Raw genomic sequence first — 26,465 nt, forward strand, 5'->3', positions numbered from 1 at the left:
CTGCTCCTAGTTCATTGAGTGGCCGTAGTTGTTTTCCAGCCCACCAGTATTACCGCTGACTGTGGTCTGAGGCGGTGCAGCATAGCTGGTGGCGGTGGTCTCCTGTACAGCTGATTCTTGTGCCGGCTCAATAGCAGCAGGGTCTGATTCAGTTGCAGACTGCTGATCCACCGCAGAGTCATCCTGTGCTGCCGGCGGGGTGCCCAGGTTTCTACCGAGCAGGTAGAATTCGAAATCGGAAGGCTCAACAAAGTTGTCGGTTGGCAAATCGATTTGGTTCGGATCAATCGGTTTTGCCAGTACAGGGGTAACCATAATTACCAGTTCTGTTTCGCCTTTTTCGAATTCCTGACTGCGGAACAGATGGCCCAGTATCGGAATGTCGCCCAGGCCTGGGAATTTACTGACGACTTCGCGCATGTTTTCATTCATTAAGCCCGCTATCGACATGGTCTGGCCGTCGGCCAGTTCAACCGTGGCGCTGGCAGAGCGTTTAGTCAGAGCTGGGACGAAGAGACCTGTCTCCTCGGCGCCAGATAGCTTAACGCTAGCAACATTAGTCAGTTCGCTAACACTGATATTGAGTTTCAGATTGATCTGGTCTGAATCCAGTACTACCGGGACAAATTTAAGCCCAATACCAAACTCTTTGAACTGGATAGTGATACCGTCCTCATCGGGAACAGGGATTGGAAACTCTCCACCGGAAAGAAAGTTTGCCTGCTGGCCGCTTAGAGTCGTCAGGGTTGGTTCAGCCAGTACTTTGGCTGAACCATTCTCTTTCGCTGCCTCGATGGCCATGTTGAACATGAAACTGTCATCAATGTAGCTACCAAAAAGGGACCGGGTTGATGCAAGAAGAGGTTCTGGTGAAGGGATATCTGTGGAGGTCAGGCCACCTGGAGCCAGCGCACCGAAAATAAAGTCGCCACCGCCATCGCGCACTGCTCTGAACTTGATGCCAAGTTTTTTCATCACAGTCCGGGAAATTTCAGCAACAGTTACTTTCAGCATTACCTGCTGCGCACCGCCGACGCTCATCAGGTTAACGACACTGGAGATCTCCTCATCATCCTGTTTGGTCGGACGGGCAAAGCTTTTGGCTATCTCGACGGCGGTATTCATCTTGATCAGGCTGGTGACCTGGCCGCTGAGGACAATAGTACCCTGGGATGAGTGAACCCTGATGTCTTCACCGGGTAGCAGGTCATAAAGCTTGGCTTTGAGGGTGTCCAGATCGTGGGTGACTTCGATATCGAAGGCGCTGATCAGACGGTTCCTGCTATCCCAGAGCAAAACGTTGGTGGTACCCAGACCGCGACCCAATATATACAGCTGACCGGATTGCATGACCAGGATGTCGGCGATACTGGGGTTACCGATGGAGATTTTTTTGACCGGGGTATTAAGTTCCAGTATGTGGGACTTATACAAAGGCACCCAGATGGTCTTGAGTTGCTGTTGGTGATCCGTCAGCTCGCTGAATGTATCGACCTTGGTGCTGCGTATTGACGTATCCTGAGCCAGAACGGGGCTGCCTGAGAGCAGGAACATCAATACAATCAGGACCCCAACTATCTGTTTGGGTTGAATTATATATTGCATGATAACGTCCTATCTTCCTTTTGCTATACCCCGTCGGATGCACGGTTGCATGCAGGGTTTATCTCGGGCTGCATACTGCAGGTTGCAGCCCCCTTAAATTGCTATCCGGTTACAGACTAACCTTACTGTTCTGCACTGACGTACCGCGGATAATGGTGACCGTCGATGAGGTTCGTGCCCGGCGTTTCGGCGCTTTGGCAACCTCAATGTTGTCCTGAGGGTTACGCAGGCTTAGCTGGATAGGCCCTTCGCCGCGGGCTTTAACAATAATTTCGGCTTGTTGCGGTGAAACTTCCAGCGTCACGGCACGGACTATCACCGGATCTTTCTCATTGGTAGTGGCTTTCTGATCCACCGCCAGGATTTTAAGATCGGTAAGCAGGGTGCGGGTATAAGCGCGTTTTTTCTGAATCCGGCTGGCCAGGATATCGACCCGGTTACCCGGCAGCAGGAAGCCTGCAACGCCGACGACGTCGTTAACCCGTACGGTAATGGCACGCATTGTCGGTGTGATCAGGGATGCCAGAGTGCTACCTTCAAGGTGTTCTGCAAAGCGAGCATTCATCAGGATTTCACCTTCCAGGATTTCAGCCTGCGCAATTTTACCGATCAGCTCTTCAGGGGTTTGTGCTGATCCTTTGGGCATAAATGAGACAGGAACTTCGACCGCCTTCAGGTGCTGAGGCTCGACTTTCTGACCGTAGGGAATGGTCAGGGCGGCCGTCATAACCTGATTGGTTTCGACCACTTCAACCTGTTGGGCGGGCCGGTTCTGTTTTTGCAGCCAGCTGTTAGCGACCCAGGCAGCTGAAACAGCCAGAAGTCCGGAAATAATGATTAGTAAGATTGTTCTGCCTTTAAACATGATGACCTCCTGCCAACCTTATCCATACTGGATCGGTTGACCCTCCTGTTGTTCCAGCTTGACGAAGTAGCTGTCCCAGGCCCAGTCGAGCAGATCTCTGGTCAGCACGGTTGCGGTTTGTTCAGCCATCTGTTCATCCATGTACATCGCTTTATCCTGCGCAATTCCCAGCAGATCCCGGGGATGGCAGGGTAGCATCGACCGATGCTCACGCTGATAATGGGTATCGAACAGATAGTTGAGTAATTCAGGCGGATAGGTTATCTGCTTCTCTGCGCAGACCTGATCCCAGATACGGGTAAATTCATCACGGTCCAGGGTGTCGAAAAAGATCTTGTGACCGATCCTGCGCAGGAAGGCCATATCCCCCAGTTCCAGCGGATTGATATTGGTGGAAAATACCAGTATTACATCGAAAGGAATTTCAAAGTTATGGCCGCTGGCGAGGCTGAGGTGATCACGTTTCTCCTCCATCGGTACGATCCAACGGTTGAACAGGTCAACTGGAGAGACTCTCTGGCGGCCCATGTCATCGATGATGAACATGCCGTTATTTGCCTTCATCTGCAGCGGCGCCCGGTATAGTTTGGCTGCGGCATCATATTGCACTTCGAGCATATCCAGGGTCAGTTCGCCACCACTGATTACAACCGGCCGCTGGCAAAGGACGTAACGGGAGTCGTAGCCGGACGCAAACAGCAGGTTATTCCCGGATTCTGCCGATTCCTGCTGAACTGATTTATGGACCAATGGGTCGTATAGCTGAATTACCGCTTCGTTTACTGAGATGGCGTGCGGGATCAGGCATTGATCGGTCAGCAGCCAGGTGAGCCGTTGTGAAATATAGGTTTTACCGGTACCTGACGGGCCGTAGATTACAATAGCGCGGCCTGAATTAAGGGCTGGCCCAAGCTGATCCAGCAGAGTTTCTTTGATCACCACGTCATGGAAGGCTTCGTGGGTAACTTTCATTGAAATCTGCGAGTTGTGTACAGACTGGGTTTGCACCATCGCTTCGTAGTGTTGCAATGGCACAGGTGCAGGGCCGATATAGCCGCTCTTAGACAGCGCATCGAAGCCTGCAACCCGACCCAGATCGGTCAGGCTGTAATGCAGTTCCTGACCATGGCCCAGTTTAGGTAAAACCTCCAGCCGTGCTTCCTGGCGCAGGTAACTTAACAGCTCTTCGATAATAGAGCCGGCCAGCGCCATACGCTTGACCAGCTGAGAAATTGTCAGCGCCCCGGCATCATAGAGATGCTTGCTCAGCAATTCGCTGAGAAACTGTTTGGTGAGTCCTGTATCTTCGAGGGCTTTAGGCCTTGGCGCCAGAGAGCTCAGGTTAACCATGGACTCGACAGACAGTGCGGCATTATTTGCAAATTCGCTCATAGCGCACCTCCGATATTGATGCCTAACTCATTGATGAGCAGGGCTTTCAGGTGAATAAAGCTGAGTAGAGACTGTTGCGCCATTACGATCAGGGCGCCGCCAGCTATCGCCAGAGCGTAAGGGAAACGCATGCTGGCAAGCTCAGAAATATCATGTTCGGGTGGAAAGTACTGCCGGGTATAGGCCAGTAACCGAATTGAAGTAAGGAAACTTTTCAGAACATGCACCGCTTTACCCCAGTCCAGAAACAGGAATAGTCGCAGCAATAGAAAAATCATCGCCAGTAAACCGCCTATGACCAGGGCAAATGCCGCTGCAATCAGCGTATTAAAGGGGCCGAACAGGGCACCAAGCGAGGCCAGCATCTTCACATCACCGGCTCCCATTCCCTTGAAGAGATAGAGGGGTAGAAATAGTAGTAATCCAGTGACCGAACCTGAAGCAGCGGTAATAGCACCTTCCCATCCTGCTGAGTAGCTTTGCATCGTAATGCCCAGACCGAGTACGCAGATACAGAGCAGGTTGGGAATCCGGTGTTGCAACAGATCGACCATCGTTGTGGCTACAATCAGGAGAATGAGTGTAAGCAAGAGCAGTTCTGTGAATATTGACTGTTCCATTTTGCACCCCCCTGATTTTTATCATTATAAAAACTGCATTATTGGTTGTTAACTGATAGCAGATTCCAGGCTATTGATTGCAGTACCAACAGCAGTACCCAGATCGGTAAATGCGGCGACTACAGCCAGACCCACTAAGCTACCGGCAATGGCGTACTCTACGGTGGTAAGACCTTCTTCCTCGGTCAAGAAGTCCTGAATCCTTTGTTTTATAGTTTGAAGTTTCATTTTCATGATCCCCATTAGTTTGAGTCATAAGGACTGTTGCTAGAACCTAACAGAGTCGCGATCTGGCAACAGACGTACTTGGAAATCTAGATAACCTTCGTTAACAGGGTTAGGATTTTTTTGCAGAAAGGTAGGACTATTTGGTAAAGCGGGCGTTTGAAAAGTTAACAGTATGAATTTTTTGCATGCGGATATGTGGCACGTTTTCTTCTATGTAGCCTAAGCTTTAATTCCAAAGGGCTGAATGTGACAGCGTTAAATAATGTAAATGATCAGGGACAGGTTTAAAGATTATTACCATAAGGATGTGTGGGGGATCCTGAATGGGGAATCTATCGATCAGCTGGCTTGATCTGCGCAATGACACTTCTGAGTCAAAGTTAGCAGTATCTTTTTCAGATGCGTTTGAATTTCAATTATTTCAGCGACATCAGGTTTCTCAGGATAGCTTACAACAATGCCGTGCCGACATTATCTGTTTTGAATATGATTACCCGGATATTCCAAGCCTGAACTTGCTGCAGCAGATGCGAAAGGTCTGCCCGGATTGTCCGATCCTGATGTTTACTGAGCAGCATTCAGAGGCGTTGGCAGTTTGGGCTTTTCGGACCGGTGTCTGGGATTTTCATGTCACTCCTCTGTCACAGACAGACGTTTTGGAGGTCGAGAGCTCTCTGCAAAATGCCCGATGTTTCCGCCATGAGGTGGGTGATCGTTTACCCGATGGTAATGAGGTAAGGCTTCCCGATGAAGTGCGTTTCCGGGCGCCAAGGCAAGATAAATCGGTGCTGCAGCCAGCAATTAACTATCTGGAAATACACTACAACAGTAAAATATCCGAGGAGACACTGGCTGGTCTTTGTGAACTTAGCCCAAGTAAATTTAGCCGCCTGTTTCGGCAAACATTCGATATAACTTTTCAGGAATACCTGATTCGCTATCGCCTGAAACAGTCCTGTCGCCTGTTACTTAATCCTGTCGCGAGCATTGCTGATGTCGCTTATTCGGTAGGGTTTAACGATCCTTCTTACTATGCCAGGATTTTCAAAAAATATATCGGGCAGAGTCCTTCAGTTTTTCGCCAGCAACTACAGGAGGGCGCCGGGAAAAGCCTGTCTGGTGAGTTGCTGGATGTTAGTTTAAGTGCCTGAAGTCTACACCTGGGGCATCTGAGTGCGAGGCATAGCGGAGGCCAGATCTTCACGGCTAACGCTCATGCCTTTAATCTGGGCGAAAAGTGAATCACCGATCTGAAGATTAAGATCCTCAGCCGCCCAGCGAGTAATGTTCGAGCGAACCATTGCCGAACCTGCCTGCAGAGTAATCAGGCAGTTGTCGGCGTTTGTTTTGCTCGTTATTTCCCGGATTGTTACCGGCAGGATATTACGAATTGAGCTTTGTTTTGGCATCTCTCTTACCAGAGAAACATCCCGGGCATGTATTCTGATACGTATTTTACAACCAATAGGCGCGTCTATGCGCGAGGTCCAGAGACTTGCGTGCTGACTTGATAACGGGTCTTGCGATTGCCCGGTTTGTTGGCAGAGCGCGATACGGCTCATCTCATAGTCAGGATGCTGTTCGGCTAGCGAGGCTTCCAGCACTACGCTGGAATCCTGCTCGGGTAACCAGGGGATCATGGCCGATGATGACCAGACTTCTGCAAGGGGGCCGTTCTCTACAACTTTTCCTTTATCAAGCAGTATCAGCTGGTCTGCGAGACGCAGAATTTCATCCAGGTTATGGCTGACATAGAGGATCGGTAGCTGCACTTCGTTAGAGAGCCTTTCAAGATAGGGCAGCAGTTCTGATTTACGTGGTCCATCGAGCGATGCCAGTGGCTCATCCATAAGCAGCAGCGCAGGGTTACTGAGCAAAGCTCTGCCGATAGCGACCCTTTGTTTTTCGCCTCCGGATAGCGCAGAAGGAAAGCGCTCCAGCAGGTGTTCGATGCCGAGCAGCTCAATAATTGCATCGAACTGCTGCGTATTCTTGTTGCGATTACCGTAATTCAGGTTACCCCTGACCCGGTAATGGGGAAACAGCCTGGCGTCCTGAAAAACATAACCGACCTTGCGCTTCTCAGGTGCCAGATTTAATCCTTGCTTACTGTCAAATAAAACTCTCTCACCCACTGCGATGCGGCCCTGATCCGGTTGTTGCAATCCACCTATCAGATTGACCAATGAGGTTTTTCCCGCACCTGAACGACCGAACAGCGCGCTGATCCCGTGCATGGGCAGTTCGAGGTCAGTATCCAGTGTTAACTCGCCGAGCTGTTTTTTGATCTGAATTCTAAGCATCAGCCGAACCTCTTTTTGGCACGACGAGTAAGCCATTCTGAAAGCATCAGTGATGCCAGAGCTACCGCAATGGAGATGATACAAAGGCGGGCAGCTTCAGCTTCAGCGCCAGGTGTTTCAATAAAGCTGAACATCGCCAGGGGTAAGGTTCGGGTCTGGTCGGGAATATTTGCAACGAAAGTGATAGTTGCGCCAAACTCGCCGATACTGCGGGCGAAAGCCAGTACTGTGCCAGCCAGCAGTCCGGGTACTGTCAGCGGCAGGGTTATAGTCAGAAATACTTTTGTCCGGCTGGCGCCAAGAGTGCGGGCGGCCTGCTCCAATTTGCTATCTACCGCATCAAGGGATAACCGGATAGCCCGAACCAGAAGTGGAAAGGAGACTACGGCGGCGGCGAGGGCGGCGCCTTGCCAGCTGAAACTAAAGGATAAGCCGAACCATGAATATAGCCAGCTGCCGATCGCCCCTTGTTTGCCCATGCTAATCAGCAGTAAGTACCCTACAACCACCGGTGGCAATACCAGTGGCAGATGCACAAAACCGTCGAGTAGACTTTTTCCGGGGAACTCTATACGTGACAAAATCCAGGCGATCAGGATTCCCGGCGGCAGGCTGAACAGAACGGCTACACTAGAGACTTTGAGGCTTAACAGCAGTGCGCTGATCTCATATTCGGTCAACATCACTACCTACTCCGCAGATTTCTTCTGGAAACCATGGCGCATGAATACTGCGCTGGCTTCAGCAGATAGGAGAAAATCATACAATGCCACTACTGATGGGCTTTGCTTTGGACTTCGGATCAGGGCAATTGGGTATTCTATAGGCTGATGGCTGATTGCGGGCAACTGACTGATAATTTGTACCTTGTTACTTATCAATGCGTCGGTTCGATAAACCAGACCTAAAGGGGTCTCACCACGCTCGACCAGCAGTAATGCAGCCCGGACATTGTGGCTACGAGCCAGTTTTGGCTTAAGCGCAGACCAGAGCTGTAAGTTTTTTAGCGCCTGCTGACTGTATATTCCGGCAGGAACATGATCAGGATCGGCTATTGCCAGGCGATTTTGTCCCAGCTGCCCGGGAATTTGCTGTAATTGATCGATGTTTAGGGGTGTCGCAGTCGAAGTAACCAATACCAGGCTGTTTTGTAACAGAGTACGGCGGCTGCCTGGTTGAATCAGCTGTTGTTGTTCCAGGTACTCCATCCAACGCTGATTTGCTGATATGTAAATATCAACAGGTGCGCCGCTGGCGATCTGCCGAGCCAGTGCTGAGGAAGAAGCGTAGGAAGTTCTTACCGGTTCATCGTGCTGCTGCCGATATAAGCTGACCACTTCATCGACGGCATTGGTCATGGACGAGGCGGCGAAAACGGTGATTGGTTGTTCCGCTCTTACCGTATTGAGTGACAGTAATACAAAACAGAGAGCGGTGAAAATCAGTTTCATGCTATTGGGCTCCACTCCCACAAGGCTAATAAAATCGATATAAAGTTAACTATATAGCGCATCGCTATATACTAACCTATATAATGCTTACAACACAATTGCTACCGGCCAACCGTTATGGAACTAGAAGCCCAGTTAATACTTACCAGTGAAAACCGGATGTTTGCCAATCCCCGGCGCATGAAGCTACTGGCGAAAATAGCTGAGGCCGGGTCGATCAGTCAGGCTGCAAAACTGGCAGGTATCAGTTATAAAGCGGCATGGGATGCAGTTGACGATCTTAACAGTCGTGCCGATAAGCCTCTTATTGAGCGGGTCGTCGGTGGTAAAGGTGGCGGGGGCGCGAGGTTGACTCCAATGGGGGATCGACTGTTGAAGCTCTACTCTTTGTTGGCAGAGATTCAGGATCGTGCGTTGTATGCGTTACAAGATGAATCGGTGCCTCTGGATAGCCTGTTAGGAGCGATTAGTCAGTTCTCAGCCCAGAGTAGTGCGCGCAACCAGTATCTTGCCAGAGTTGCTTCAGTGCAGCAGCAGAACCTGAATGACAGGATTGAAATTGAGCTTGAATCCGGGCTTCAGTTATTTGCCGAAGTAACCCACAGCAGTAGCTCCCGACTTAGTCTGTTACCCGGCAGGGAAGTTATGGTGATGATTAAAGCGCCTGCGGTATCAGTACGATTACCAGCACCAGAAGGACTTGAACAGCAGATTTCTGACAGTGAATTTAATCGGTTACCAGGTATTGTCAGCAGTTACCGTTGTGAAGCAGGTAATTCTGAGGTCGTGTTGCAGCTGAGCGCAGGTATTGAAATCTGTGCCGTGCTGGATAGTAACTTTATGCAAGAGGAAGCTGTGGCCATCGGCCAGAAACTTATAGTGGAGGTCGATCCCGCGCAGGTACTGCTAGCGACGATCAGGCAATAGCGGTTGAATAAATTCACAATATAAACTCTTATATAGCATCTGCTAAAACTTCTTATGGGATCCTATGCGCTGGATTCTTTTTTCTGTCGGGTTAAGAGGGCGCTATGTCTGACCAACGCAAAGACCTATCAACATCAGCCCTGGCAAAGAAACTGGGCAAAACCAGTAAACAGATGTTTGCAGAGCTTGAAGCTTTGGGCTGGATTCGACGTATTGAAGAACGTTGGGAGCTGACCGCCAAGGGTGAATTTGAGCAGGGGCGTTATCGCAGTAGTGAAAAATATGGTACGTACATCATCTGGCCTGAGTCGGTCATGAAACACCGGTCACTACTCAATGCTGATGACCGGTTTACCAGCGCTAAAGGCTTAGCATTAAAAACACAGCTGACAGCGATGAAGATTAATCGTCTGTTAGCAGATCTTGGCTGGATCAGACGGCATATGAAGGGCTGGCAGGTAACTTCGGCCGGAAGCGAGGTGGATGGCCGGCAGCGGGAAGATGAGCGCACGGGTATTCCATATGTGATCTGGCCAAAAGAGTTGGTTGAACAGCGGGTATTTAAGCGAGCTTTACGTCAGCTTACCAGTCGGATCGGGGCGGTAGAAACACAAGTGGGTTGTGTGGCGATCGACGGCCACCTGTTACGTTCAGAAGCTGAAGTGATGATCGATAACTGGCTTTATCTTGCGGATATCAACCATGCCTGCCGTAAGCAGTTACCGGTGGATGAGGACTTACAGGCAGATTTCTTTATACCGCAAGGCAACCTTTATATCGAGTTCTGGGGAACTGATTCTGCCCCAGGCTATCTGGCGGATAAGCTGCGTAAGAAAGAACTGTTTCAACAATATAATCTGAACGTATTGGAACTTCAGGAAGAGGATTTGAAGCAGCTGGACCAGCTACTTCCTAAACAACTGCTGCGCTATGGTATTGAGGGGTAGCCTCACTTAATAAGCTGAATTGATCAGGGAACCTGCATCCCCCGTTTGACGAATTCGATCTGATCCATCCGCTCCATCCACGCTTTCATATGTGGGAAGTCCTCCGGGTGAATCCCCTGCCATTCAAACCGACAGGCCCAGGGGTATACGGCAAAGTCCGCGATACTCAGTTCCTGGTCGATAATAAAATGCTGTCCTGCCAGCTGTTTATCTAACACACCCCATAAGCGTTTACTTTCTTCGGTATAGCGTTTGATTGCGTAGGGGATGGTGTCGGGGGCAAAACGATTGAAGTGATGGGCTTGTCCTAACATCGGACCGAAGCCACCCATCTGCCACATCAGCCACTGAAGGCACTGGAGCCTTTTTACCTGATCTACAGGGATGAAATCTCCGGTTTTTTCTGCCAGATAGATCAGAATAGCGCCACTTTCAAACAGGGATATTGGTCCACCATCTGGTCCCTCATCATCAACAATCGCCGGAATCCGGTTGTTTGGGCTGATCTGAAGAAAGTCAGGCTTAAGCTGGTCACCGGCCAGAATATCGATAGGGTGCACCCTGTAAGGCAGTCCGGTTGCTTCCAGCATAATGGAGATCTTGCGTCCGTTGGGGGTTCCCCAGGTATAGAGATCGATCATATACGCCTCGTGATGCTAAAAGTCTGAGTTACTCTGTGGCGAAGTGATTATAAATCTCAACCAGTTCAGCTTCAGTAAAAGTGACAATGATTAGCTCCTGTCCCGGAGTGATCAGGTCAGGGTTTTGTCCCAGAATTCCTTTTTTGTAGTTATAGACATAGGTGTCTTTTACTTTATGGTCCAGTATCGAACCAAGAAAAGAGCTGGTGCTGTTATTAAGCCTCTCATCAGCAGATTGAGGAATCTCGGCGCTAATTCGGTTCTGTTTCAGCTCAAGTCCACTGGCAAAGGTTTTGATCAGCCCGCTTTGAATAATTCCCCATAAACCCTGGCGGTCGTTATGGGTGACACCATGAATATAAAATAGCTTGCCCGCGGTATTATCGGGATCGTTAAGCAGTTCCTGGAGCCTGATCTGATCGGCAGCGGGCATGTTGTCACTATGTATAATCAGGTCACCGCCCGACGCACTTTTTTCGCCAAAGCTTTTCAGTTCAACCGCAAAGCTTTTTGTATCGCCTGACTGTACCGCTTGTGTAACGGCGTCAATGCCGCTTTGTGGCGTTGGGATTTTGAGTAGCTGGTTATCGGTTACGAAATGATCGGCCTCTGCAATGACTATCGGCTGTTGCGGTTCCGGAGTGAGACTGTCGATATGTTTTCTGGCAGCTATCTTCGATAACTCGTCGGCGGGTAGCACTGTCGTCTGCTGAGTTTCCTCTGTAGCCAGGCTCTTAGAAGCAGTTTTCTGATACATATAGAAACCGGTAATGCCGATCGCTGCTAACAGAGCAATGACTATAAAGTTGCGCATTCTTTTTTTCCCCGGAAAATTGATTCTCAAGTAGTGAGTCTGGAACCTGGCGAAGGTTCAGCCTAAAGCAGATTGATTGTCGAGAAAAGGGGAGGGTAAAAATAGTTGAGGATATCAGTCTGGGGTATTACGCCAGACGGGAGAGGTGCCCGGCGTAATGTCTTTATCTTCGGGTCATATTTACTGCAGTTGCTGCCAATCTACAGCACCGACGAAGATTGAAGTGGCATCCGGAATCAGATCAACAAAAGACCAGGCATCTTTCATCTCGATATCCAGCTGTTTGATTTTCTTCTCGTCGGCTACTTCCAGGCGCAGTTCGGTACCATCATCGGTAGTACCAGTGAAAACTAAAACGCCGTTGCGGACACGGCTCAGGTTAAGTTGAGTGTCGTTGTATATGTACAGTTCGCTCATTGACATACTTTAATCCTCCAGTTTTTTATTTTATCAGCAAGAACGATTGGCTCGTTCTGCATCTTTTATCGTACTTTTTGGGAGAGAGCGTAAGATTATGCAGATCGGGAGTTAATGTTAAAGTGATACGCAATTATAAGTTGTTATAGTTGATCTGTATCATTAAATTTTATGTGGAACTAGTGATCACGCTCAATATATTAATAATGAATTGGCTGCCAGAGGCGCTATGGGTCTTTTTCACACCTTCCTAAGCTTCTTCTATACTTCTGTTTATTGCGGGATTGTATGGTTGAGCTGATGACGGAACAGATAGAAGAGATTTTAAATTTCTGGTTTGGCAGATTGGAAAATGGATTTGCACTTCCGGAGCGAAAAAATCTGTGGTGGTATGGCGGTGATCATACCGATAAGCTAATCGCGGAACTATTCGGCCATAAGGTACGTCAGGCAATGTGGGGGCAGTTGGATGGCTGGGCGGGACAACCGAGGGGGCGGTTAGCGCTGATCTTGTTATTGGACCAGTTTGCGCGCAGTATTTACCGCGGCAGTCCGGATGCGTTTGCCGGAGACGATATGGCTCAGTCGATATGCCGCGAGGGTATTGATAACGGTCACGACAGGGCGTTGGAATATAGCGAAAGACTGTTTTTCTATATGCCACTTGAGCATGCAGAAAGTCTGACGGATCAGAATCTATGTGTGGCCCGGCTTGAATCAATGCTCTGTGAGACCCCTAAAGAGTATCGTCATCACATAGATAACGCGCTTGATTTTGCCCACGAGCACCGTGATCTGATCATCCGTTTTGATCGGTTTCCGCACCGGAACAGGGTGCTGGATCGTTCATCTACGCCGGAAGAACTGGCTTATCTCAACCAACCTCATAAACGCTACGGTCAATAACAGCAGAACCACTGAGACCACTAGAGTTATTGGGGAGGTAAGGGTTTGCATCGCCATTAAAAAAAGTATTAACTAAACAGTAATATAGCCGTCCAGAATAGTAGGGGACAGACTTTGGTTGATACCAGTTTGCAGAAGAAAGACAGTAAAGTTCAGCCAGCGCTGCTTATTATCGCGGCATTAATGGTTTTTTCAGCACTTTATGTCGGAGTGCGATCTTATGAAGAAAGAGTTGCTGTACAAGCGGTTCGCCTGGCCGTGGAGCATCGGGTGGATGAGGTCGATTACGAGCTTGTTGGCAAGGCTAAAGGTATCGATGAACTCTGGTCCGCTTATGGTCCGCAGCAGGAATTGACGGAAAGTGATTTTTACAGTCTGGCTGATCCGATAGTTGATAGTCATCACACATTTCTGCCGTTGTTTATTTCATTGATGGGGGGCGGGTTGTCCTTTGTTATGCTTGGTATGGCAATGAGCCTGTCGGGTCGGAGCAAAGAATACCATCAGATTATCGAGCATAAGAATCAGGAACTAAAAAGACATAAGCAGAAACTGGATCAGGCATCCATTATTGATGATGAGACGGGGCTGATAAATCGCAGGTACTTTGATACCCAGCTTAATACGGAATGCCGTCGGGCGGTACGTGAGTTCAGCCCTTTGACTCTGTTACTGATTGAAATAGATCCGGTTGAGAATGAGCATATTACCGAGAGCTTTCCAGCTGAGTGCGTTGCACATATATCAGACCTTCTCAAAACAGCAATTTCCCGCCCGGGAGATGTTGCTGCACGTTTTGACCAACGTAGTTTCGCATTGTTGCTGCCTGCGACGAATGAGCAATCCCCGGTGTTGGCAGACAGGTTATGTGAACAAGCCAGAGAGATTGAGCTCAGTGAACAGAATCTGAGCATCAGTATCGGTATATGTACGATGCAGCCATCGGCTCTGTTAAGTTCTAAAACAATTTTACTGACTACACAGAAAGCGTTGGAGAAAGCGAGAAAACAGGGAGGGGATCAGGTCTGTTCTGATACTGAGGCGCCAAGAGATTTTCCAGTAACCTATTGAGATTGATAAAAGGCCTGCATATATGCGGGCCTTTTGTTTTCTGGAACACATGTTTTCAGCGTCATATGATATAGACGAGAATTAAAGGCTGTTCAGCAGGAGGAGGAATGGGAAGTTCGATAGAAGATCAGCATCTTTCATTTGCCGACCGGCTTATCGCCCATCGCGGTTATGCTGCCCGGTTTCCTGAAAACACATTATTGGCGATAGAAAGAGCTCTGCATCAAGGTGCTCGCTATATTGAGATTGATCTGCAGTTGAGCGCTGATCTGCAACCCGTTCTGTACCATGATCGGGATATGCAACGCCTGTCGGGTATTAACAATACTATTCAGTCACTGACCTATGACCAGTTGGAACAATACCGCCTCTATAACCCCGCAATGTTTGGTGATCGATTCGATGATGAGCCCATTGCCCATCTGCAACAGCTGATAAGCCTTATTAGACTGTACCCGCAAACGACATGGTTTATTGAGTTTAAACGGGTAGCGTTGGAAGCATTTGGTGTGCAAGCGTTTCTTGATGCTGTATTACCCCTTTTGGAGCCCGTTGGCGGCCAGGTCGTTTTGATCAGTTATTCCGAAGGTCTGGTCTGTGAAGCATCTGCTCAGGGATGGTCCGTGGGGTTGGTAAAAAATCAATTACCTGAACCGCACTGGCAGCAGCGGTTAGGAATAAATCCGGATTATCTGTTTCTTAACTATATAGCGCTGCAGGGACAAGTTCTGCAGCAGCACCGTCGTAATTGGAAGCCAGTACAGGTTGCAGTGTTTGAGGTGGCTGATCCCGAGCAGGCTCGACAGTTCATGTTAAGTGGTGTCGATCTGGTGGAGACTTTTTCTATCGCTATGATGCGCCAGCAATTAGGATCAGCGGGTTGAAATGTAATGGTCTATGACATTCTGGTGGTCGGCGGTGGGATTCACGGGGTTGGAATTGCTCAGGCTGCAGCGGCAGCTGGTTATTCAGTGTTGGTGTTGGAACAAACCGGCTGGGCCAGTGCGACTTCCAGTCGTTCCAGTAAACTGATTCATGGTGGGCTGCGCTATCTGCAAAACGGTCAGTTGGGCCTGGTGCGAAGGTGTCTGAGTGAGCGTCGCTTGTTGTTGGAGTTAGCCCCTGAATTGGTGCAACTGAACGATTTTTATATTCCCCGGTATCGCGATAGTTATTACCCCGGTTGGCAAATCAGCCTTGGGCTTGGCCTGTATCAGGTACTGGCCGGTGAAAGTCCGTTTGCCTCATCCCATCTGCCCCGCCATCAATGGTCGCAATTAGATGGCCTGCAACAGGATCAGCTACAAGCGGTTTATTGTTATAGAGATGCACAAACGGATGACCGCCTGCTGACTTTGGCGGTTAAAGCTTCAGCCCGGGAATTGGGGGCGAACTTTTGTTGCCCTGCACAGATGGTTGCAGCCCATATCGGACATGGATCGGTACGGGTTGATGCACTGCTTAATGAAAAGGAGGTTAGTTTTCATGCTAAGGTCATGATCAATGCGGCCGGGCCATGGGTGAGTCATGTGATGACGAGGATTAACCCCGGGCTGCCACGGTTGCCAGCTATAGAATTGGTGAGCGGTAGTCATCTTGTGCTGCGTTCACAGCTTAGTCGACGATGTTTTTATCTGCAGGCTGCAGACCGTAGGGTTATCTTCCTGCTGCCATGGCAGGGAAAGACTTTGGTGGGCACAACTGAACAACCGTTTACCGGGGAGCCTGGCAGTGTGTCTGCTTCGGCTGAAGAGATAGATTATCTGCTTACTACCGTCCACCGTTACTTTCCACAGGCAGATCTGAGTATTGATGAAACCTTTGCCGGGGTCAGGGTTCTGCCCGTGGCTGGTGGTGCCGCTTTTTCCCGGGTCCGGGAAACCCGGATCTATTATGATTGCCCCGATAATCCTAAAGTGGTTGCCCTGTACGGTGGTAAGTTGACCGATTATCGGGCTGTATCAGAGGGACTGGTTGATTCGCTTGCCGATCGTTTAGGGCCTTCGTCGGGGGTTTCAACCGCAACTATTTCACTGTCACGAACGCTAGCCATCCGCGAGCGGGATAACCCGTTCGAGATGATCTGAGAACTGTTCAGACCAGCGCTTGTAGCGTTGTTTCAGTGGCTTATTTTCAGAAGGTTTAAATATTTTTTCCGGTTTTTGGCTACGATGGCTGTTGGGTAGCGCGAGCCAGGCAGCTCCCAGGGCGGTAATCTCAATTTCCTGGTAGCGGGTTACCGGAATACCGGTCAGATCAGCCATTTTCTGACATAAACTGTTAAGGCTGGAAATACCACCGCCGACCAGAATTGAGGTCGGAGTATCAAGTTCTTCCATAGCGCTCATGTTGCGTTGAATCAGGAACAGAATGCTTTCGAGTACCGCAACTAATCGGGCTTTAGGGTCCTCTTCATTTTCGTCAATCCAGATCGAGCGATCCAGGGGGCACCAGTCAGGCGAACCGACACCGCCGATCATATTCAGGAACAGTGGCGGGTGTTTAATCTCAGTTGCCCATTGATCAAGGTTACGGCTATGGGGGCGGCAGGTATTAAATCCCCAGTCGAGGGCGTTAGCCGCACCGTTGATGGTGGCTTCCGCGCTGAAGCGTGAGCGGTTCCCGGCCAGAATGAGGTGGTGTAGCAGACGTAGCGGAGGTTGTTGCTTACGGGTCGGTAGCACCCGGTTGAGAAAGGCACCACTGCCGAGATTGATAAATAGTTGTTCCGGAGTCGGGTCGCCGAAAGCGAACAGCGCTGCAGCCTGATCACCACTGACAAACTCCAGCGGTAACTGACATCCGGCCAGCTTAAGCTGACCATAATGGTGTTGGCAGGGGAGTATCGTCGGGAGCATCGATTCTTCTAATTTGAATAGATCCAGCAGCTCCTGATCCCAGTTTTTTTGTTGCAGTGAGTAAAGCATCGTACGGGCAGCAGTGACGCCATCGATCAGGTCGGGTTGCTCGCGCAGCAGGTTTTTCATCAGCCAGGAACTGATCGGGCCGTATTTTATACGGTTGCTGGCGGTTTCGAATTTAAAGTGTTCCATACACCAGCGTAGTTTAGATGCCGGGGTATGGGCGTTAGGGTAGAGCCCGGTGACTTTTCGGATCCATTCACTCTGGTCGCTAAGCTGATCGATATAATGACTACCGCGACGGTCTTGCCAGCTGAGTACCGGGGTCAGGGCTGCGCCGCTATCGGCATCCCAGCATAGTACACTTGATCGTTGAGTAATCAGGGCCGCGGATTTCAGCCTGGATCGATCTGTTTGATTCAAGCGGCTTAAGGCTTCCAGAGCTGCGCGTTTTAACGCTAGAAGAATCTCATCCGGTTGCTGTTCGGCATGGTTTGGCGGGGTAAGTTGAATATGTATCGGCACAGCAGCCTGAGCGAGACAGACTCCAAAGCGGTCAAATATCAGGGCGCGGCTACTGTGGCTGCCCTGATCCAGTACCAGGCAAAGGTCAGAGTGCATCCGATTCTCCCATATAACCCTCCTGTTAAAGGTTCAGCTTATGTTTTTTCTGCGGATCTGACTGGGCCTCGGAGAAAGAGCAGTGTAGACTTTTTACACTTCTCGCCAGTCGCCTTTTGTCAGCGGTCGGTACCAGCTATTTTATATTGCCATTCCTATAAGGATAGATCAGTGACCGGGATTGAGCCTGTCTGTCAATTTATCATGCATTTACAGCAAGTTCAGAGATTTTCTCCCTGGCGGCAGCTGTTACTGATCAGTGGTGAAAAAAACTGGTCAGAGCGGTTATTGCATCGCGCATTCAGCGCCGCAGAAAATTGTCTCTGGATCGGCGATCAGGCAGTGGGTGGGATGCAGCCTTGTATCGGGATGGAGCAGATAAGCCCGAAGCAGGCACATCAGGTATTGGGGCAGGAACGTGAGGTTTTAATTTTTGATAGCTGGAGCGGTTTCAATCCCAACGCTTTTGGCCAGACCTCTGGCATTGTTGTGGCCGGTGGCATATTGGTGCTGGTAATACCCGCGCTGGACAGTTGGCAAGCCTACGATGATCCGGAATACCGGAGTATTGCAACAACCCCCTACCGAACAGAGGATGTCGGTCGGCGATTCATCTCTCATCTGCGACGTTGTATCGGGCTGGATGAGCGATTGACATTGGTTGAACAAGATAAACCATTACCTGAGATATGGCTCCCTGATCAACCTGATCCCAGAACAGACTTTCTGCCACCTTATCGCAGTGATGATCAGCAGCAAATGGTTGAGCAGATAGTCAGGCACTTCTTGTCACCTGAACAGCCGTTATTGACGTCTTCTGCGGAACCGGTTGTGATAACCGCTGATAGGGGGCGAGGCAAGTCTGCAGCGCTGGGGATTGTTGCCGCCAAATTGTTGCAGGCCGGATACCGAGATATAGCGGTTACTGCGCCATCAAAGGCCGCAGTTCAACCTTTGATGATGCTCGCAGAGCAGCAATCACAGCCCTGTGAGCAAAACTCCGGCCTGATTCATACCGCGCAAGGGCAGATCTGTTTTTATACGCCGGATAAGCTGTTGGCTGAGCGGCCGCGGGCGGATCTGTTGCTGGTAGATGAAGCCGCAGCAATTCCCGCGCCGGTACTGAAACAGATGCTGGAGCAGTATCCCAGAATAATATTCGCATCCACTATTCATGGCTATGAAGGAACCGGGCAGGGCTTTGCGGTCCGGTTCCGTCAGGTGCTGGATCGGTTAACACCTGGCTGGTTATCGTTAACACTATCGCAACCTATTCGCTGGGCGAACGATGACCCACTGGAGCAGTTTACCTATAGCGCGCTGCTTCTTGATGCAGAGCCTGCCTCCGAGGTGTCAGTGCAGGGTGGCGCTATCAGCTATCGTCGCCTGAATCGTGATCAGGTGATCGCTGATCCTGGCTTGCTTGAGGAGCTGTTTGGCCTGTTAGTGCTGGCACATTATCGTACTACTCCCGGTGATCTGAGGATTATGCTGGATAGTCCCAACCTTCAGGTCTGGGCGGCATTTTCTGACACCGCCACTAATAGCGGATCAGAACGACATCTTTTGGCAACGGCGCTGGTCGCGGAAGAGGGGCCGATTGAGCCGGATCTGGCTGCTGCGATTATGGCGGGTAAGCGACGCCCCCGTGGGCATCTTATCCCACAGACCTTATTAGCTCATTCCGGTATACAAGCGGCGGCAAGTTATAGCGGTTTGAGAGTTATGCGAATCGCTGTTCATCCTGCGTTACAGCGCCGAGGGATTGGCCTGAACCTGTTGCACTATATCGAGTGTGCTGCCCGGCAGCAGGCTATCGACTGGCTGGGTACCAGTTTTGGTCTGACTTCCGGCTTACATGATTTCTGGAATCGGGCCGGTATGATCGTGGCCCGGGTTGGCTTTACCCGGGATAAAGTCAGCGGTACCCATGCTGGCGTGATGTTGAAGGGAGTCTCAGAGCAGGGTGTTGAATTTCAGCAACAGGTACAACAGCAATGGCAGCAGGCATTGCCGGAACTTGCTAAAGGGGAGCTGGCTGATCTGGAACCGGACCTGATGACCCGGCTAAAACAGGAGTGACCGGGGCCTAATTGTTAGTTGCTAAGATCCTGATAGCCTTCTGCCGTTTGCGTCTCAAGTACCTCCATAACATCACTGAGTTCAATTACTCCACTGTTAAGCGGGATCAGGTTCTGACCGAAGTGGGCTTCACCATCGCGACCTATTCGATATTGTTTGAGAGTGCTGAGAGGCTCGCGCAGGGCATTGCGTTCGCTGGTTTCAGGATCAACGGTGGTCAGAATACAGCGACCACAAGGCTTTACTACCGCAAACTCAACGCTGCCGATACGGATGCGCTTCCAGTGATCCTCGGCATAAGCTTCAGTACCGCTGATGACAATGTTGGGCCGCATATTGGCAGCAGTGATTGTATTCTGACAACGGTTGTTGAGGTCGTCCAGAGAGGCTTGAGAGATAAGCAATAGGGGGAAGCCGTCGGCAAAGGCCACTGGTTTGTCAGCGATAGCGGTCAGGCGCTGGGATTGTTCGCCGAAGAACAGCAGCTGGCAGTCCTGCTGCAGGTATTCGGAAAACCAGTGATCGTAGCTTCGCCCACAATGCTGTGCCGACACTTCATCGCCCCAGATAGTAACCCGGCAATAGTTAGCAGAAAATTCCGCGTACCGGATCTCCAGCGGCTGCATTTCGGGGGCCGTGAGGATCAATCCCGTGGGAGTCAGGGCAACCGCAATCTTAAGCAAGGCCGGTTTGGTTCGGGCGGTAATGAACTTTCCCCGACTATCACTGAGCACAAACTGGCGGTCAAAGGCCAGACCATATTCATTAATGGCACTTCTGCTGATACTGATACCTGCCGTAGATTTCAGTGGATAGATGTGTAGTTCCGACAGCGTTGCCTGCATTTTATGTTTCCCTACTGGTCGATTCAGGATCGGGTGATCAGGCAGTATAACGTAATTGCAGGAATGCTTAGTCTTTGTTGGTTAGGATCTTGGTGACTATCGGCTGCAATTATATGGCGCTGATTATCCAGTCTTATGTGACAACGCAGGAAAAATAGAAAAACCAAGTGCCAGGAGGAACAGAGGCTGTGCATGGTAGTAGGTGCCATCAGTCAGGCTGTGCAGTGTAAGTGCTATGACAACCATTAAAGCAGGCAGGCTGCTTTTGTCTTGGCTATAGCGGCAGCGCCAGGTAATCATCAGGCATTTTATAAGTCCGTAGCCAAGTAATAACAGAAAGGCCGCGCCGCCAAGAAATCCCCACTCAACAAAAAGCTGCACAAACAGATTGTGAGGCTGAACTCCAATCTGCTTATCAGGTATGAATCTATACCCTTCAGGCCCTAGCCCCAGCCAGGGGGACTCAAGGGCCGCATTGATTGCCAATCGCCACATATCCAGTCGGCCTGAAGTAAAACGGTTATATCCTTCATTGTCCGTAGGCAGTGAATTGACTCCCTGTGTAGCGTCATTCCATGGAAATACTGAGGTGAATGTGGCGATCCAGGTTGCGCTGAAGATTAATAGCAGTAACAGCAGGACGTTAGTGAGTTTGATTTTTGACAGGTATTTTAGGAAGAACCCCGCGAGTGTCAGGCTAATCAAAGCTGAGCCGATAGTTGTTCTTCCCCCCAACCAGAAGAGCAGGCTGAAATTAATAAGGGTTAGTAAAATTGCTATCAAACTGAAGCGGTTTTCCAGAGATAAATTCAATATCCAGAATCCGGATACCGTAGCACCAACAGTGCAGATAAAACCGATATGACGAACATTGGTTGCAAGGGGAGGATTTTCAATGAAATCAAATCCTGTAACCGGAGGGAAAAGTCTGAGACTGAAAAAATATACTAAGGCGATAATGCATACAGCGACAGGGATAGAATATAAAGCCTGTGAAGCGGGATATTTTAAACTGCTTAAATAGCTGGACAGGCACAGGGCGAACAAAATGTGGATTAAAATGAAACCATACTTGAGGCTGGCAGCCAGTAACTGAAGGTATGGCGCTTCATTCGCGAACAGTTGAAGCAGGGATAATGTTAATAATATAAGCCAGAATAAAGTCAGTATTAAAAGTGGCTTGTCATTGCGTAGCCATCTGAACGTGATGATTCTGTGTTCCAGCAGATAAAAATAAAGGATAAAGATCAGTTCATAGATGGCGACATAGAACGCAGTGGCAAAGCTGTTAGCGACCCCGCTGAGGCAGACGGCAACTGATATGCATACCAGCAGTGTTGCAACAGAGCGGTTTTTGTCAGCTTTAGTAAGCATTGAACTCATCTGGTTTGTCACGTTTCCCCCCAGGATGGATATTCAATAGCGGCTATGAGCCATCGTTTCGACTTGCTTACAGTAACCATGCTCATCAAATCCCGGGTCATCCTGATAGTGCTCGCACAGGGCCCGTAGCATCACTTGCCAGGGAGCATCACCCTTATAGTCGCTGAGCTGGTGCAACTGGAGGGATTGGGTATTCACCAGAACAGGTTGTTGCTGATCGGGCAGTATTGCCAGCTGCCAGTTATCTGAATAAACCGCGCGTTGTTTTTTTTCCAGCAATTCAGGGTAGAGCTCAGTTTTTAATTGCGGCCGCCCGAGACTGTTTATCTCGTATTTAGAGGCTGTTTCACTGACTACTTTCTTTTCATCGATGAAACTGGTGTTGATGGCTTTTACCGGAATCGATGATTCGGTAAAGACCAACCTGTCCCCATTGCTCATATTCGGAACGGTTTCCGGATGCAACGCTTCACCATCGAAGGCGTGGGCAGGATTGGATAAGCCAAGTTGAGAGAACAGTGTCGGCGCAATATCGATTAGCGAATAAAGCCCGTCGACGATAGCGGGAGCAATAGCGGGCTCACCATCTTGAAAACGGTTGAACGCCAATAACACCTCTGACTGGGGCTGGTTAAGTATATTGGTGCCATGGCCCCAGGCATTAACCTGAAGCTCTGTCGGCTCAGTGCTGGAGGTTGTAAGCTGGTCCCGGGGTAGATTAAATCCCTCACCATGGTCTGAGAATACATACACCAGAGCATTGTCCAGCTGACCGCTGCGTTTTAGTTGATCCATAAAAGCGCTGAATTGTGCGTCCATTTTTGGCAGCATTGCCTGATACATATAATGATTGTAATTGCCTTGCCAGGGTACCGGCAGGTCAGCAATAAATTCCCGGGAGGTATAGGGCCAGTGCAACATACAGAAATGCACTGCCACAAAGTTAGGCCGATCAGTTGCCATGCTGGAGATAACGCGTTGATTAAAGTTTTCAGGGTTATAGGCTTTACCGTAGGCCCGATTAAGATTAAGGAAAGGCATAAGGTATTCAGACAGTGAGGTATTCACCAACAGATTAACCAGAGGCAGATCTGCAGAGTGCGTAATGATTGCATCAGCAGCTCCCAGCTTTGGTCCAATCACCCGGTCGAAGCCATATTCCTCATCGATATGATTGAAGCGGCGTTCATCCATAGCGTATAGGGTTCGATAATTTTTATTTTTCAGTTGCTGCAGTAATGGAAATTTTTTATCGACTATGTCGGGGTCTGTCAGGTTGAAGCGGGCTTCATGGGTGACTGGATACTGACCTTTCAGAAGACTCATCCAGGCAACATAGGTTCGCGCCATAGGGGTATAGGTTTTATCAAAGATGATTGAATTACTAAGGAAGCTGTTAAGCCCGGGGGCCAGCTGTGGCGTCATTCCCCGGTGTGCCAGGTGGTCCGGCCTCAGGCCATCTATACCGATAATGATGATATTGGGTGATTGTTGTTTTTCCTGGTATCCGGGATATGAATTAAGGCCCGTCAGAATACCTGCTGTCAGAATGGTGAACAGAACTGATGTAGTGAAACGACCAATGAGTTGCCATAGTGCATGGAGCAATAACAGCCCGCTGGGTATAGCCAGTAAGATAACCGCTGCCCAAGAGTCGAGCAAAGTATCCCGGAGAAAAGCAAGCAGCGAGGTTGGGTAGAGGATCGAGTTCAGGGCCAGGCTAAGTGTCAGATGAGTGGTGAAAATAGTTAACCAGATCAGGGTCTTGGTATTGTCACTGTAGTTACTTTTTATCCAGGGAATACAGCTGATGGTAATGAGCATTACCCAAAACAGATGCAGGCTGATCACGACCACAATAAAATAGACAATGTCCAGGATCAGGGCCGTATTCAGCAGATGCTCCTGTTTGATATGAGTAATAGTATCGGCAATGGCCAGTGGTGTATAAAACTGGAGAATCTGGCGATAATAAAGCAGCAAGCCGATACTCAAAAGCATTAGAAAAGCGGTTCGCCAGAAGGTTCGTTTGACCGTGATCTGTGCCGGCAGAGAACTTTCGCTAGTCATTTTTCAGACCGGAATAATCGATGAGAAACCGACTATGTTGTTCGATGGGATGCAGGTAATTGTCTGCTTCAGGCCAGTCACCGAGCATAAGGTAGCGCTCTGCCAGACTGGAGCCACCAACGGTGTCGGTTTTTATCGACTGGCTGGTCTGATAGACCTTCTGTGCAGATATCAGGTTCATCAACAACAGAGTAACAAGAACAGTTACCAGGCCGAATTGAAGATAGCGCTCTGCTTTTTTCATGGCAATAATCCCCCCGCCGCTAACGACTTTTTAAGTATAGCCGTTGATCTTGAAGTGGCAGGTGGAGAAGAGAATTTTTATCTGCAGTGGCGATGATTCTGCTATGGTATGGGGCTTTTTGAGCTACTTAATGATCGACTGAATAGGACGGCTATGGATATTACCCCTGAACGGCTACAGAAACTGGCAAATATGAAGATGCCTTTTGGTAAATATCAGGGGCGGACTTTAGTTGATTTGCCGGAACCCTATCTGGTCTGGTTTGCCGGCAAAGGTTTTCCTGAAGGCGAAATTGGGATTCTGCTTAGCATTCTATATGAAGTGAAGCTCAATGGTTTGGAGGAGGTCCTGAGACCTCTTCGAAACAGGTAGTGTGGATCAGCTTAATCCCAGATGCTGCCGGATTATCGGCAGCGCTTCCTCCCCTGTCTGTAGCAGTTCTGTGCATAGTTGATCGGAGAAATCTGCACTGACGGCGAGTTGGTATGATTTTCGGTTGCTGATTGCATTAAACCATTTGGCAACTGTCGGTGCAGAAGCAAAGAATATTTCCCAGCCAAACTGCTTTATGGTCTGAAAGTAGGGGGCCATAGCGCAATCTGCTAAAGAGAACTGATCTCCTGCCAGCCACTCCTGCCGTTTCAGGGTTTGTTCCATCATATCGATAGTCGTGGCGTAAGTTTTTACTGCATCCACCACATCAGGCGCCAGCAGGCCTTGTTCGAGTAACCTGCGTTGCCGTTCTCGGCGAGGTTTTTCGACCACCTGGTTAATTAACGCTTGCTGCTCCTCTGCGGTTTTTTCCAGCAAAGCCGGGCGCATCACCAATGGCCATTGCAGAGCTCCACAGGAGGGGTGAAGTTTTGTGTCTATGTGTTTCATCCAGAATCGCATCTGAGCGGTTTCTGCCGCAGAACCTTGTCTGAGGGATATTTCCGGGTATCGGTCTTCAAGGTACTCGCAGATGATGGATGATTCGATAATGGGCGTTTCGTCTTCTACCAATGTTGGTACAACGCCCAGAGGGTTAAGCGCTAAATACCAGGGTTCGAGGTTTTCCTTTTGTTGCAGGTTTATCAGGCGCGGTTGCCAGCTGAGCTGTTTCTCAGCCAGTACAATTCTTACTTTCTGGGCGCAGGGAGACATGGGGTGGGTATAAAGGGTAATCATAAGTATGCACCTGTTCTGGATTAACGGATTGAATTGATGATTAATAGTCTAAAAGTGCATTAATGCATTTAAAACCTATAAAAATGCAAAGTAACAATGCAATAATGCAGTATGAACTGGAATGATCTTAAATATTTCCTGGCCCTGTACCGGGAAGGTTCGCTGAATGGCGCTGCCGCTAAACTCAAGGTTAATAGCACGACCGTTGCCCGGCGTATCCAGCAGCTGGAACTTGATCTTGGCTGCCGTCTTTTCCATCGGCAGAACGGCCGTTATATACTCAGTGACGACAGTACCGAGGTCTTGCAGGTAGCAACTGAGTTGGAGCGGCAATTCAGTATGCTTGATCAGCGGCTGGGTGGTCGTGATCAGGCGCTGTCCGGAAGCTTGCGTGTTACCTCGGTCAGTACTTTTATAAATGGCTATCTGTTGTCCAGGATCGGTGGCTTTCAACGCCGTTATCCTAATATCCAGCTGGAACTTATTGCCGATGCCAGTCAGTTGAGCCTGACCCGGCGGGAAGCTGATATTGCTATTCGAATGGGGCGGCCGGAGAGCGGTAATCTGGTGATTAGTAAATTAATAGATATCGCCTACGCAGTTTACGATAAACCAGGTGCTGGTGATGACCGACCTTTAAAGGATCGGCAATGGGTATGCCTGGATGAGCAGTATGCGGATCTGGCTGAGGCCAGATGGGTGGCTAAGCATTTTAAAAATGTCAGCACGGTATTACGTACTAATATCGGGCTCGGCTCGGTTGAGGCGGTACGGCAAGGGGTAGGTATCGCTTATCTGCCCTGTTTTCTGGCAAACAGTTATGGCTTAACTCAACTAAGCCAGCCGCAAGCACTACGTGAGCTGTGGTTACTTCAACATCCTCAGCTAACGCAAATGGCCCGGAGTCGGGCTTTTATTGAATGGCTTGGTAGCCAGCTGGCAGCTGATCGGGAATTGTTTGCCGCGGGTTAATCTGTAGCCCATACTTGACACACAATTTTG

At 49.5% G+C, this 26,465-nt stretch carries 27 protein-coding genes; 10 read left to right on the forward strand and 17 right to left on the reverse strand.

The features are described from left to right. Positions 1–6: 6 nt before the first annotated feature. The 5 genes from ACQUQM_RS04045 to ACQUQM_RS04065 all read right to left on the reverse strand — a co-directional run bounded on the left by ACQUQM_RS04045 (position 7) and on the right by ACQUQM_RS04065 (position 4,710). Positions 7–1,605: a type II and III secretion system protein family protein gene (locus ACQUQM_RS04045; RefSeq protein ID WP_432473202.1), complete on the reverse strand. Its 1,599-nt coding sequence runs from the start codon at positions 1,603–1,605 to the stop codon at positions 7–9. Positions 1,606–1,714: 109 nt separating this feature from the next. Then, on the reverse strand, positions 1,715–2,470 hold the full coding sequence (cpaB, locus tag ACQUQM_RS04050; RefSeq protein ID WP_432473203.1) for a Flp pilus assembly protein CpaB: 756 nt from the start codon (positions 2,468–2,470) through the stop codon (positions 1,715–1,717). Positions 2,471–2,488: 18 nt separating this feature from the next. After that, positions 2,489–3,862, reverse strand: a complete 1,374-nt coding sequence (locus tag ACQUQM_RS04055) for an AAA family ATPase (protein ID WP_432473204.1) — start codon at positions 3,860–3,862, stop codon at positions 2,489–2,491. After that, a complete protein-coding gene (locus tag ACQUQM_RS04060) occupies positions 3,859–4,482 on the reverse strand; it encodes an A24 family peptidase (RefSeq protein WP_432473205.1) in 624 nt (207 codons plus the stop codon). The genes ACQUQM_RS04055 and ACQUQM_RS04060 overlap by 4 nt, the downstream gene beginning before the upstream one ends. A gap of 48 nt (positions 4,483–4,530) precedes the next feature. Continuing rightward, positions 4,531–4,710 (reverse strand): Flp family type IVb pilin, encoded by a 180-nt coding sequence (locus ACQUQM_RS04065; protein ID WP_432473206.1) that lies wholly within the window; start codon positions 4,708–4,710, stop codon positions 4,531–4,533. A gap of 323 nt (positions 4,711–5,033) precedes the next feature. On the opposite strand from ACQUQM_RS04065, the gene ACQUQM_RS04070 reads away from it, so the two are divergent. After that, entirely contained in the window at positions 5,034–5,861 is an 828-nt protein-coding gene (locus ACQUQM_RS04070) for a helix-turn-helix domain-containing protein (protein WP_432473207.1), read from the forward strand. A gap of 3 nt (positions 5,862–5,864) precedes the next feature. On the opposite strand, the gene modC is transcribed toward ACQUQM_RS04070, so the two are convergent. Genes modC through modA form a run of 3 tightly spaced genes read right to left on the reverse strand, consistent with a single transcriptional unit; the run spans position 5,865 to position 8,464 of the window. Continuing rightward, positions 5,865–7,013 (reverse strand): molybdenum ABC transporter ATP-binding protein ModC, encoded by a 1,149-nt coding sequence (modC, locus tag ACQUQM_RS04075; protein WP_432473208.1) that lies wholly within the window; start codon positions 7,011–7,013, stop codon positions 5,865–5,867. Further along, positions 7,013–7,696, reverse strand: a complete 684-nt coding sequence (gene modB / locus ACQUQM_RS04080) for a molybdate ABC transporter permease subunit (RefSeq protein ID WP_432473209.1) — start codon at positions 7,694–7,696, stop codon at positions 7,013–7,015. The genes modC and modB overlap by 1 nt, the downstream gene beginning before the upstream one ends. 6 nt (positions 7,697–7,702) lie before the next feature. Continuing rightward, positions 7,703–8,464, reverse strand: a complete 762-nt coding sequence (gene modA / locus ACQUQM_RS04085; RefSeq protein ID WP_432473210.1) for a molybdate ABC transporter substrate-binding protein — start codon at positions 8,462–8,464, stop codon at positions 7,703–7,705. Positions 8,465–8,581: 117 nt separating this feature from the next. Between modA and ACQUQM_RS04090 the strand changes: the two genes are divergently transcribed. Continuing rightward, positions 8,582–9,391 (forward strand): TOBE domain-containing protein, encoded by an 810-nt coding sequence (locus ACQUQM_RS04090; RefSeq protein ID WP_432473211.1) that lies wholly within the window; start codon positions 8,582–8,584, stop codon positions 9,389–9,391. A 104-nt stretch (positions 9,392–9,495) separates the two neighbouring features. Continuing rightward, positions 9,496–10,338: a hypothetical protein gene (locus ACQUQM_RS04095; protein ID WP_432473212.1), complete on the forward strand. Its 843-nt coding sequence runs from the start codon at positions 9,496–9,498 to the stop codon at positions 10,336–10,338. A 23-nt stretch (positions 10,339–10,361) separates the two neighbouring features. Here ACQUQM_RS04095 and ACQUQM_RS04100 read toward each other — a convergent pair whose 3' ends face one another. From ACQUQM_RS04100 to ACQUQM_RS04110, 3 genes are all read right to left on the reverse strand, one after another. Then, entirely contained in the window at positions 10,362–10,979 is a 618-nt protein-coding gene (locus ACQUQM_RS04100; protein WP_432473213.1) for a glutathione S-transferase N-terminal domain-containing protein, read from the reverse strand. 28 nt (positions 10,980–11,007) lie between these two features. Next, positions 11,008–11,793 (reverse strand): hypothetical protein, encoded by a 786-nt coding sequence (locus ACQUQM_RS04105; RefSeq protein WP_432473214.1) that lies wholly within the window; start codon positions 11,791–11,793, stop codon positions 11,008–11,010. Between the two features lie 180 nt (positions 11,794–11,973). Further along, complete coding sequence (locus tag ACQUQM_RS04110) at positions 11,974–12,216, reverse strand: hypothetical protein (RefSeq protein ID WP_432473215.1); 243 nt, start codon at positions 12,214–12,216, stop codon at positions 11,974–11,976. A gap of 294 nt (positions 12,217–12,510) precedes the next feature. Here ACQUQM_RS04110 and ACQUQM_RS04115 point away from each other — a divergent pair, with 294 nt between their 5' ends. From ACQUQM_RS04115 to ACQUQM_RS04130, 4 genes are all read left to right on the forward strand, one after another. Next, entirely contained in the window at positions 12,511–13,116 is a 606-nt protein-coding gene (locus ACQUQM_RS04115; protein ID WP_432473216.1) for a DUF924 family protein, read from the forward strand. A 114-nt stretch (positions 13,117–13,230) separates the two neighbouring features. Further along, positions 13,231–14,187 carry a GGDEF domain-containing protein gene (locus ACQUQM_RS04120; protein WP_432473217.1) on the forward strand — a complete coding sequence of 319 codons (957 nt, stop codon included), beginning with the start codon at positions 13,231–13,233 and terminating at the stop codon, positions 14,185–14,187. Between the two features lie 107 nt (positions 14,188–14,294). Then, complete coding sequence (locus ACQUQM_RS04125; protein WP_432473218.1) at positions 14,295–15,071, forward strand: glycerophosphodiester phosphodiesterase family protein; 777 nt, start codon at positions 14,295–14,297, stop codon at positions 15,069–15,071. Positions 15,072–15,077: 6 nt separating this feature from the next. Continuing rightward, on the forward strand, positions 15,078–16,274 hold the full coding sequence (locus tag ACQUQM_RS04130; protein ID WP_432473219.1) for an FAD-dependent oxidoreductase: 1,197 nt from the start codon (positions 15,078–15,080) through the stop codon (positions 16,272–16,274). On the opposite strand, the gene ACQUQM_RS04135 is transcribed toward ACQUQM_RS04130, so the two are convergent. Beyond that, complete coding sequence (locus ACQUQM_RS04135) at positions 16,233–17,669, reverse strand: FGGY family carbohydrate kinase (protein ID WP_432473220.1); 1,437 nt, start codon at positions 17,667–17,669, stop codon at positions 16,233–16,235. The genes ACQUQM_RS04130 and ACQUQM_RS04135 overlap by 42 nt on opposite strands. Positions 17,670–17,873: 204 nt before the next feature. On the opposite strand from ACQUQM_RS04135, the gene ACQUQM_RS04140 reads away from it, so the two are divergent. After that, positions 17,874–19,751: a tRNA(Met) cytidine acetyltransferase TmcA gene (locus tag ACQUQM_RS04140; RefSeq protein WP_432473221.1), complete on the forward strand. Its 1,878-nt coding sequence runs from the start codon at positions 17,874–17,876 to the stop codon at positions 19,749–19,751. A gap of 14 nt (positions 19,752–19,765) precedes the next feature. On the opposite strand, the gene ACQUQM_RS04145 is transcribed toward ACQUQM_RS04140, so the two are convergent. The 4 genes from ACQUQM_RS04145 to ACQUQM_RS04160 all read right to left on the reverse strand — a co-directional run bounded on the left by ACQUQM_RS04145 (position 19,766) and on the right by ACQUQM_RS04160 (position 24,293). Beyond that, positions 19,766–20,596 carry an MOSC domain-containing protein gene (locus ACQUQM_RS04145; protein WP_432473222.1) on the reverse strand — a complete coding sequence of 277 codons (831 nt, stop codon included), beginning with the start codon at positions 20,594–20,596 and terminating at the stop codon, positions 19,766–19,768. Between the two features lie 123 nt (positions 20,597–20,719). Beyond that, entirely contained in the window at positions 20,720–21,970 is a 1,251-nt protein-coding gene (locus ACQUQM_RS04150; RefSeq protein WP_432473223.1) for an O-antigen ligase family protein, read from the reverse strand. 42 nt (positions 21,971–22,012) lie between these two features. Then, positions 22,013–24,049, reverse strand: a complete 2,037-nt coding sequence (locus tag ACQUQM_RS04155) for a sulfatase-like hydrolase/transferase (protein ID WP_432473224.1) — start codon at positions 24,047–24,049, stop codon at positions 22,013–22,015. Beyond that, positions 24,042–24,293, reverse strand: coding sequence for a hypothetical protein (locus ACQUQM_RS04160; RefSeq protein ID WP_432473225.1), 252 nt, complete (start codon positions 24,291–24,293; stop codon positions 24,042–24,044). The genes ACQUQM_RS04155 and ACQUQM_RS04160 overlap by 8 nt, the downstream gene beginning before the upstream one ends. 153 nt (positions 24,294–24,446) lie before the next feature. On the opposite strand from ACQUQM_RS04160, the gene ACQUQM_RS04165 reads away from it, so the two are divergent. After that, entirely contained in the window at positions 24,447–24,665 is a 219-nt protein-coding gene (locus ACQUQM_RS04165) for a DUF3820 family protein (protein WP_432473226.1), read from the forward strand. Between the two features lie 6 nt (positions 24,666–24,671). On the opposite strand, the gene ACQUQM_RS04170 is transcribed toward ACQUQM_RS04165, so the two are convergent. Continuing rightward, on the reverse strand, positions 24,672–25,463 hold the full coding sequence (locus tag ACQUQM_RS04170; protein WP_432473227.1) for a glutathione S-transferase family protein: 792 nt from the start codon (positions 25,461–25,463) through the stop codon (positions 24,672–24,674). Positions 25,464–25,574: 111 nt separating this feature from the next. Here ACQUQM_RS04170 and ACQUQM_RS04175 point away from each other — a divergent pair, with 111 nt between their 5' ends. After that, the gene (locus tag ACQUQM_RS04175) at positions 25,575–26,435 is read left to right on the forward strand and encodes a LysR family transcriptional regulator (protein WP_432473228.1); all 861 of its coding nucleotides are present in this window, start codon (positions 25,575–25,577) and stop codon (positions 26,433–26,435) included. Positions 26,436–26,465: the final 30 nt, after the last annotated feature.

The organism is Amphritea sp. HPY, from assembly GCF_050870985.1.
In the GTDB taxonomy this organism is placed as follows: Bacteria; Pseudomonadota; Gammaproteobacteria; order Pseudomonadales; family Balneatricaceae; genus Amphritea.

What these genes read in the sequence shown, in the direction of transcription:
- ACQUQM_RS04045 (WP_432473202.1), bottom strand. Translation starts at nt 1,605, where the DNA reads ATGCAATATATAATTCAACCCAAACAGATAGTTGGGGTCCTGATTGTA.
- cpaB (WP_432473203.1), bottom strand. Translation starts at nt 2,470, where the DNA reads ATGTTTAAAGGCAGAACAATCTTACTAATCATTATTTCCGGACTTCTG.
- ACQUQM_RS04055 (WP_432473204.1), bottom strand. Translation starts at nt 3,862, where the DNA reads ATGAGCGAATTTGCAAATAATGCCGCACTGTCTGTCGAGTCCATGGTT.
- ACQUQM_RS04060 (WP_432473205.1), bottom strand. Translation starts at nt 4,482, where the DNA reads ATGGAACAGTCAATATTCACAGAACTGCTCTTGCTTACACTCATTCTC.
- ACQUQM_RS04065 (WP_432473206.1), bottom strand. Translation starts at nt 4,710, where the DNA reads ATGAAACTTCAAACTATAAAACAAAGGATTCAGGACTTCTTGACCGAG.
- ACQUQM_RS04070 (WP_432473207.1), top strand. Translation starts at nt 5,034, where the DNA reads ATGGGGAATCTATCGATCAGCTGGCTTGATCTGCGCAATGACACTTCT.
- modC (WP_432473208.1), bottom strand. Translation starts at nt 7,013, where the DNA reads ATGCTTAGAATTCAGATCAAAAAACAGCTCGGCGAGTTAACACTGGAT.
- modB (WP_432473209.1), bottom strand. Translation starts at nt 7,696, where the DNA reads ATGTTGACCGAATATGAGATCAGCGCACTGCTGTTAAGCCTCAAAGTC.
- modA (WP_432473210.1), bottom strand. Translation starts at nt 8,464, where the DNA reads ATGAAACTGATTTTCACCGCTCTCTGTTTTGTATTACTGTCACTCAAT.
- ACQUQM_RS04090 (WP_432473211.1), top strand. Translation starts at nt 8,582, where the DNA reads ATGGAACTAGAAGCCCAGTTAATACTTACCAGTGAAAACCGGATGTTT.
- ACQUQM_RS04095 (WP_432473212.1), top strand. Translation starts at nt 9,496, where the DNA reads ATGTCTGACCAACGCAAAGACCTATCAACATCAGCCCTGGCAAAGAAA.
- ACQUQM_RS04100 (WP_432473213.1), bottom strand. Translation starts at nt 10,979, where the DNA reads ATGATCGATCTCTATACCTGGGGAACCCCCAACGGACGCAAGATCTCC.
- ACQUQM_RS04105 (WP_432473214.1), bottom strand. Translation starts at nt 11,793, where the DNA reads ATGCGCAACTTTATAGTCATTGCTCTGTTAGCAGCGATCGGCATTACC.
- ACQUQM_RS04110 (WP_432473215.1), bottom strand. Translation starts at nt 12,216, where the DNA reads ATGTCAATGAGCGAACTGTACATATACAACGACACTCAACTTAACCTG.
- ACQUQM_RS04115 (WP_432473216.1), top strand. Translation starts at nt 12,511, where the DNA reads ATGACGGAACAGATAGAAGAGATTTTAAATTTCTGGTTTGGCAGATTG.
- ACQUQM_RS04125 (WP_432473218.1), top strand. Translation starts at nt 14,295, where the DNA reads ATGGGAAGTTCGATAGAAGATCAGCATCTTTCATTTGCCGACCGGCTT.
- ACQUQM_RS04130 (WP_432473219.1), top strand. Translation starts at nt 15,078, where the DNA reads ATGGTCTATGACATTCTGGTGGTCGGCGGTGGGATTCACGGGGTTGGA.
- ACQUQM_RS04135 (WP_432473220.1), bottom strand. Translation starts at nt 17,669, where the DNA reads ATGCACTCTGACCTTTGCCTGGTACTGGATCAGGGCAGCCACAGTAGC.
- ACQUQM_RS04140 (WP_432473221.1), top strand. Translation starts at nt 17,874, where the DNA reads ATGCATTTACAGCAAGTTCAGAGATTTTCTCCCTGGCGGCAGCTGTTA.
- ACQUQM_RS04145 (WP_432473222.1), bottom strand. Translation starts at nt 20,596, where the DNA reads ATGCAGGCAACGCTGTCGGAACTACACATCTATCCACTGAAATCTACG.
- ACQUQM_RS04150 (WP_432473223.1), bottom strand. Translation starts at nt 21,970, where the DNA reads ATGCTTACTAAAGCTGACAAAAACCGCTCTGTTGCAACACTGCTGGTA.
- ACQUQM_RS04155 (WP_432473224.1), bottom strand. Translation starts at nt 24,049, where the DNA reads ATGACTAGCGAAAGTTCTCTGCCGGCACAGATCACGGTCAAACGAACC.
- ACQUQM_RS04160 (WP_432473225.1), bottom strand. Translation starts at nt 24,293, where the DNA reads ATGAAAAAAGCAGAGCGCTATCTTCAATTCGGCCTGGTAACTGTTCTT.
- ACQUQM_RS04165 (WP_432473226.1), top strand. Translation starts at nt 24,447, where the DNA reads ATGGATATTACCCCTGAACGGCTACAGAAACTGGCAAATATGAAGATG.
- ACQUQM_RS04170 (WP_432473227.1), bottom strand. Translation starts at nt 25,463, where the DNA reads ATGATTACCCTTTATACCCACCCCATGTCTCCCTGCGCCCAGAAAGTA.
- ACQUQM_RS04175 (WP_432473228.1), top strand. Translation starts at nt 25,575, where the DNA reads ATGAACTGGAATGATCTTAAATATTTCCTGGCCCTGTACCGGGAAGGT.